Origin of the sequence: Bittarella massiliensis (ex Durand et al. 2017), from assembly GCF_009876955.1 — a bacterium.
GTDB lineage: Bacteria > Bacillota > Clostridia > Oscillospirales > Ruminococcaceae > Bittarella > Bittarella massiliensis.
This window is the reverse complement of record NZ_WWVY01000036.1, coordinates 1-5,817: the sequence shown is the minus strand read 5'-3', so window position 1 is coordinate 5,817 and position 5,817 is coordinate 1. Positions and strand designations below refer to the sequence as shown.

The following is a 5,817-nucleotide window of genomic DNA, read 5'->3' as shown; positions in this document are numbered from 1 at the left end:
CAGAGCAAGCGTGAGTTGATCGCAGACAAGCCCCTGACTGTCAAAAACCTTGTGCACTGTGCATTCGGCGGCCTGCCCCATTGTGAGGTGACGACGGAATGAGCATGCTGGAGCTCGACTTTCATTTGCCGGAGTTTGGAAACCTCATAAAGGACCTGGGGCTTGAAGAAGGCGGACGTGCCCAACAGCATCTTGTGAAAAACGTTGCGCGGCGCATCACCAAGTATGTGCCCAAGCGCACATACAGCAGCATTGAGAACGCCATCGCCCAGGGCCAGGAACCGGCCAACGGCCGCATCGTCATCCGCGGCCCGCAGGTCAAGTATCTGTATTTCGGGAAAGTCATGGCCGGGCGCAAGCCGAAACACGTTACAAACAAAGACATCCGGTACACCACTACGTTTAACCGCCTTGCCGGTCCTTTCTGGCTTGAGCGCCTCATGGCTGCCGAAAAAGACCGGATCATTGAGGATGAACGCCGGAACATTTTAGGAGGCCCATAATGGCTGTTTTAAACGATATCCGCGCCCTGTTCGCACAGTGCCCCGCGCTGAAAGATCTGGAGGCGCGCACCGACCAGCTGGAGACGGACGCCGAGGGGTACGGGATCTTCCCGGCCGGTTCTGTCGTCATCGAACAGGATATGCGCGGAGCGGCCACCTGGCAATACAACTTTATCATTGCTGCCACCCGCATGACGGCTGATGACATCATGCGGCTGGATAACTGCAACTTTACAGAAGAGTTACAGGACTGGGTCCAGCAGCAAAACCGCAAGGGCGTCCCTCTTTCCGGGAACGGCCTTTCTTTTGTCTCAATTTCCGCCTCAAACGGAGCCTTTACAGACTGGGACGAAAATTTCCAATATGGTGTCTACAAAATTCAGGGCACCCTGATCTATGAAAAGGAGTGACGAAGCATGCCTGGAACATATATTACCCCCATGACATGGAACCGCCGCTGGTGGATCGACCTCAGCGCAAACGATTCGCCCCAATGGGCGGAGGTTTCCGTCGGCATCACATCCCGCGGCAACAGCATCAACGAACAAAGCCAGGAATACTACGACATGGCGGGCCGGGGCGTGGCCGAAAGCGAGGTCACGGGCGTGAGCGTATCCCGTACCTTCACCGGTTTCCGCAGGTTTGGCGACGCTGCGCAGGACGCCATCATGGACCGCCTGTACGACCTCGACAACCGGAAAGTCAAGTTCATTGAGTGCTACGACAATTTGGGCAGCGGCAAGCCCAACGGCCGTCAGGGAGAGGGCGTGCTGTCCATCACGGACGATGGGTCCGGCGACGCCCAAAACCGCGAAAACATCAGCTTCGGCCTCAAGATCCTGGGCACTCCCCAAAAGGGAACTGTTACCATCGGTGAGGACGGCACGCCCACGTTTTCGCCGCAGGCCGCAGAGGCAAAGGCGGCGTCGAAATGAGCGCGGGGTTTGAGTTCGCCAAAAAGCACGAGATCACCATTTGCGGCCGCGCATACCCGTGCGATATCTCGGACAAACGGATGCTGGAAGGCGTTACGCGGGATTTTCCCCGCGTGCTTCAGGCCGCGCAGGCATTCTGTGCGATGGACGCCAAACTGAAGCCCGGCGGGCAGGACGGACGGAGCACGGACACCATGGCACAGGAGGCGCTGAAAAAATTTTCGGACGCCGTAGCCATGTGCCGCGCCTTCATCGAGGGTACGCTGGGCGTTGAAGAATACCGGGAGATCTTCGGCGGCCGCCCGGAGAACATCAACGAACACATCAGCCTCTGTGCGTACATTTACGGCGAGGTCATGGGAGGACGCCGGGAGGTCGTGGAGCAGTTCCTGATCCCGGAGCTGAAGGAGGCGGTTGCGAATGTATCCGGCAATTCTGGAGCTGCCGGACCAGATCCTGGGCCGAAAGGTGCCGACGGACTGGGCCTGGTGGATGAAGTATGTGGGAACGGTGCTGGCGTCTGACCTGACGCCGGAGGAACAATTCGACGTCATCCTGCTCAATACATTCCGTGAAATACCGCAGAATGAAGCCGGGCACTTCCAGGGGGTGCTCGACTTCTATTTTTGCGGCGATCCGCCCCGCGGGGATGAACCGGCCCCGCCGGAACGGCTCCTGGACTGGAAAAAAGACGCGCTGCGCATCTGGGGGGATTTCCGCGTATACGCGGGCATCGACCTTTTCACAGCGCGGATGCACTGGTGGCAGTTCATGTCCATTTTCCGCAGCTTGCCGCCTGAGAGCCAGATCAAGAATGCGATCTATTACCGCAGCGTGGATATGCGCAGGATATCCGACCCCAAAGAGCGGGAGCGGTATGCGGACATCAAGCGCGCTGTGGCGCTGGACCCGGTAGATTACGAGGCCGAATACGACGCGGCCATGGCAAGGAGGGATATGTGTGCCGGCAACAGCTTCGGATGATGGCGTCGTCCTCGGCCTGAAGTTTGACATCAGCCGTGTGAAGCAGACGCTGGATCAGGTCAAAAACATGGTGCAGGGCATGGCTGAAGATTCCGCGAAAGCCGTGGCCAAAACAGATGACGCACTGGAAAAAGCGCGGAAAAATGCTGAAAAGTGGAAGATCGAACCGACCACAAATGGCATCGAGGCGGCGCAGAAAGAACTGGATATCCTCAACGCCACGATCGTGAACCAGCAGAATGAGCTTTCCAACTGTGAGCGGGAACACGAGCGCCTGGCCGATAAATACGGCGAGACCAGCAGCCAGGCTCTGAAGCTGGAAAAACGCATGCTGAACCTTCAGGCCTCGATCGAGAAAAACACAAAAAAATCCGATGATTTCGGTGCGGCTTTGGCGGACGCACAGGACGTTATGGACGCTGCATCCGGTTCCGCTGAAGACCTTGAGAAAAACGCCAAAGGCGCGGGCAAGGGCATGGAGGACGGCGGCAAGGGCGCAAAGACATTCGATGTAGCCCTTGGCACGCTGGCCGGCAATGCGCTGAGCGCGGTGATCAGCAAGTGCGGCGAACTGATGGAGCAGACCAAGGAGCTGCGGCGCGACCTTTCTTTCCTGGAGCAAAATGCCAGGGACGCCGGCATGGGCATGGAACAGCTACACAACAAGGCCGGTGAGCTCTATGCCGTCACAGGCGACACCAATGAAGTGGTGGAGGCGCTTTCCAACATCCTTGCCACCGGCTTCAATGACGCGGACAAGGCGTATGAGGTCATTGACATGCTGGCGGGCGCGGTCGTCAAGTTCCCGGAAACCATGAAAATTGAATCTCTTGCCGATTCTCTGCAGGAGACTATCGCCACCGGCGAGGCTGTGGGCCAGTTCTCCGAGCTGCTGGGCCGCCTGGGCGTGGATGTGGATAAGTTCAACGAACGCCTGGGCCGGACACGATCCGAGGCCAGCCGCCAGAACCTTGCTTTGCAGACGCTGCGCAAGGAAGGGCTGGACGAACTATGGGAGAGCTACAAGACCGGGAACTCCGATATGATCGAGGCCGAGAAGGCCAACTACAACCTGCAGCTGCGGTATGTGGAGCTTGCGAAAAGCATCGAGCCCATCGAGACAAAAATTAAGACGACCTTTGCTCAGGTGCTGCTGGATCACGAAGACCAGATACTGGCCATCGTGGACGCAGCGGGTGACATCATCGGCGTAGGCGCGGACGTCATCGGGTTCCTGTCGGAGCTGAATCCGGCAGTGGTGCTTGTCAGCGGCGGGCTTGCGCTGATCGCCGTAAAGGCGACGGGCACGGCCCTGGGCATGCGTATCGTGGCCACGGGCACCGCTTCAGCCACGAAAGCGCTTGCCGCTGCGGGGCCAACAGCAGCCGCGGCCGGTTCCCAGTTCGTTATGCTGGCGGCGGACCTGCTGATGGTGGGCGCTGCGGTGTTTTTGGTGACATCCGGCATCGCCATGCTGATCAGTGCGATCCGCGGCGTGCCCATGATCAACACCGGTACGATACAGGTGCCCAGCATGGGCGAGCTGCAGGCGCAGATCGGCGGCGCGGGCTACGCCCGCGGCACTCGTTCCGCCACTCCCGGCTGGCGCTGGGTTGGCGAAAACGGGCCGGAGCTGATGCGCTTTGCGGGCGGCGAGGCGGTCTATACCGCCGAACAGTCCCGCGCCTTAATATCCGCGCAGGGCGGCGGTGCCACTTTCGTGGACAACAGCCAGAACATCTTCAAGGTGGATGACATTGAAACGTATGTGGCCATCAAACGCATGCTTGAAAACGAGAAAATGACCGTCCGCATGGGACTGGTGCGGCGGTAGAAAGAAGGCGTGGATACATGGGACAGTATACCGTATACTGCAACGGTTCGCAAAATCTGAAGAATCTGTCCGGCGGTGTGGGTGAGCTGCGCATCGACAACCTGGGTGCAGACAAGGCGGACTGGGGCTGGCTGTTTTTTGATAAGTCTCCGGTGCCTTCCGGCGAGGTCCTTGATTCCGCATCCGTACTTGCGGTGTACTGCCATGCGCCGTACCCCCTCAGCCTGATCCTTGGGCAAATTGCAGGCCCGAGCTGGAACGGCCCCGAATGGAAGATTACCTCCGGCGGGGTAAGGGGCGCTGGCAATCTCTCGTGCCAGATCGGCATTACGACCGAGAACCAGACAGGCGCTGCCCAATTTTGGGTGGACGGCTCGGACCATGTGCCCTATGCGACGATCCAGACCCATGCGGGCAAGATCACGCCATCCGGCTATTCCCCAGCCAACACGACGATCAAAAAAGGGTTTTACCACCGTTTTTCCTGGAATGTCACGGCGGAGAAACCCATCAACGGAACGCTCACCATAGCGTATTCGGACTTCAAGTATCGGGCAAAAGGCTCCGGCACATGGACTTCCGTCCGTGTGCCCGGACCCAACACATACATCGACTTCGACACAGGGCTTGTTCCCAACGCTGCCGACCCCGGCATGGAATGGGAGGTCGTGGTCACGTCCAGTTCCGGCGCACAGGCGAGCGGCGGGTATGCCACGGTGCAGTTCCAAAGCACGGCTGTCCGGCTGACGGATCTGACGCCCTCCAGCCGGGCCACGACCTACAAGGGCTTTGCCGTCAACTTTTCGTGGAGCTTGAGCTACACGAAACCGGACGACCTGTCCGGCTCCATTCGGCAAGTATCGGCAAAGCTGCGCTGGAGGAAAAACGGTGCTCCGGCGTACACAGAATATGCCATCAACAACGCCACACAAGGCTATACGATCCCCGCAGGTGTGCTTCCCGCCGGGGACATCGACTGGCAGGTCGAGGTGGCGGACACCAGCGGCGGGACCACTGCAAGCAGCTGGACCACCTTCAATAACAAGGAACTGCCGGTCACGCCCGCAGACCTGTATCCGGCGGACGGCGGCCGCGTGCTGAAGCACCAGGTCAACCGCTTCGGCTGGTCTGTCACAGCAGAGGGAGCCGAAGATGCGCCCGGCGAAATCGTCCAGACTTCGGCCGTGCTGCGCTACCGCACACAGGGACAGCAGGACGTCAAGAGTGTCACCATCAGCGGTGCGCAGACCTGGCACGACTTCCCGGCAAATACATTCACTGCGGACGATATTGAGTGGCAGGTAGAGGTGACAGCCAACACCGGCGCTACAGGAATCAGCGAGTGGATACATGTCAACACCCAGGACGCGATGAGCACGCCTGTGTGTGTCTCCCCTGTGGGCGCTATTGTGGAAGACACACAGGGTGTCACCTTCGTATGGCGGCATGAGATATCCACCGGCACGGCGCAGACCGCCTACGAGCTGCAGACCAGCTCCAACATGGGCGGACAGTACACCACACTCAGCACCGCAGAGACCGACGCCTCCAGCTTCGCAAC

At 59.3% G+C, this 5,817-nt stretch carries 7 protein-coding genes; all 7 read left to right on the top strand.

What is annotated here, in order from left to right; genetic code table 11:
- Positions 1-98 precede the first annotated feature (98 nt).
- Positions 99-503: a hypothetical protein gene (locus GT748_RS14830; RefSeq protein ID WP_134109960.1), complete on the top strand. Its 405-nt coding sequence runs from the start codon at positions 99-101 to the stop codon at positions 501-503.
- On the top strand, positions 503-913 hold the full coding sequence (locus tag GT748_RS14825) for a hypothetical protein (RefSeq protein ID WP_134109963.1): 411 nt from the start codon (positions 503-505) through the stop codon (positions 911-913). The genes GT748_RS14830 and GT748_RS14825 overlap by 1 nt, the downstream gene beginning before the upstream one ends.
- Before the next feature lie 6 nt (positions 914-919).
- Complete coding sequence (locus GT748_RS14820; protein ID WP_134109966.1) at positions 920-1,438, top strand: phage tail tube protein; 519 nt, start codon at positions 920-922, stop codon at positions 1,436-1,438.
- Complete coding sequence (locus GT748_RS14815) at positions 1,435-1,962, top strand: hypothetical protein (RefSeq protein WP_134109969.1); 528 nt, start codon at positions 1,435-1,437, stop codon at positions 1,960-1,962. Before GT748_RS14820 ends, GT748_RS14815 begins: the two co-directional genes overlap by 4 nt.
- Positions 1,859-2,422, top strand: coding sequence for a Gp15 family bacteriophage protein (locus tag GT748_RS14810; RefSeq protein ID WP_161222398.1), 564 nt, complete (start codon positions 1,859-1,861; stop codon positions 2,420-2,422). The genes GT748_RS14815 and GT748_RS14810 overlap by 104 nt, the downstream gene beginning before the upstream one ends.
- Entirely contained in the window at positions 2,400-4,256 is a 1,857-nt protein-coding gene (locus GT748_RS15205) for a hypothetical protein (RefSeq protein ID WP_192927532.1), read from the top strand. Before GT748_RS14810 ends, GT748_RS15205 begins: the two co-directional genes overlap by 23 nt.
- Positions 4,257-4,273: 17 nt before the next feature.
- A partial coding sequence (locus tag GT748_RS14805; RefSeq protein ID WP_161222397.1) for a hypothetical protein occupies positions 4,274-5,817 on the top strand: 1,544 nt, incomplete at its 3' end.